Genomic DNA, 1,189 nt, shown 5'->3' on the forward strand with positions numbered 1-1,189 from the left:
GAGCAAACTGTATAGAAACTGGAATAAAGTGACAACTTGCGCTGTTCACATTGGCTCCCTTCCAGAGAACAATCTTCGACATGGTTGCACCCTGCGGCCGAACTTTGAAGAGAGCCTTATGACCCGTTTCGTAGACGTTCCCACCATGTCCCGCCTCGTGCAGGTCATCGGCGTGGCCAAGTTCATCGGCGATCTGGCCGACACCATCCAGGAAGACTTCGTTCGCTGGCGCGATTTCGACAAGTCTGCTCGCGTCGCCAACCATTCCGACATCGGCGTGATCGAACTCATGCCCGTGTCCGACGCCAAGAGCTACGCGTTCAAGTACGTCAACGGGCATCCGAGCAACACGCAACGCGGCCTGTACACCGTGATGGCGTTCGGTGTGCTGGCCGAAGTCGAAACCGGATATCCCGTGCTCCTGTCGGAACTCACGGTGGCTACCGCGCTGCGCACCTGYGCCACTTCGTTGATGGCAGCACGCGCCTTGGCGCGACCTGATGCGCGCCGCATGGCGCTGATCGGCAACGGCGCTCAAAGTGAGTTCCAGGCGCTGGCCTTCCACGCCCACCTTGGGATCGACGAGATTGCGGTCTATGACGTGGACCCGCGCGCCACGGACAAACTAGTCCGCAATCTCTCGGTCTATCCCTCGCTGAGGATCATTCGCGCCAGTTCCACCGCCGAGGCTGTGCGCCGCGCCGACATCGTGACCACGGTCACCGCCGACAAGGCCTACGCCACCATCCTCACGCCGGACATGATCGAGCCCGGCATGCACATCAACGGCGTGGGCGGCGACTGCCCCGGGAAGACCGAACTGCATGCGGATGTCCTTCGCGGTGCGCGCGTGTTCGTCGAATACGAGCCGCAGACCCGGATCGAGGGCGACATCCAGCAACTGCCGCGTGACTTTCCTGTGGTCGACCTGTGGCGCGTGTTGGCCGGGACGCAGCCCGGGCGCGAGAGTGTCCAGCAGGTAACGGTGTTCGACTCCGTGGGCTTCGCGCTGGAAGACTATTCGACGCTGCGCTACGTGAATGAACAGGCTGTCAAGCGCAATCTCGGCATCGAAGTCGAACTGGTGCCCTGGGCCGACGATCCGAAGGATCTGTTTCGACATACCCGCTCCGGTGCATCCCGCGCGGTCATGCGCCGGGCCGCTTGAGAGTCCGGGAAAGAGCAAGGG

At 62.1% G+C, this 1,189-nt stretch carries 1 protein-coding gene; it reads left to right on the top strand.

Annotated elements, in window-relative coordinates:
- Positions 1-118: 118 nt before the first annotated feature.
- Positions 119-1,168, top strand: a complete 1,050-nt coding sequence (locus AC1DY5_RS56360; protein WP_478122827.1) for an ornithine cyclodeaminase — start codon at positions 119-121, stop codon at positions 1,166-1,168.
- Positions 1,169-1,189: the final 21 nt, after the last annotated feature.

The organism is Variovorax sp. P4_D9 (genome assembly GCF_056401695.1).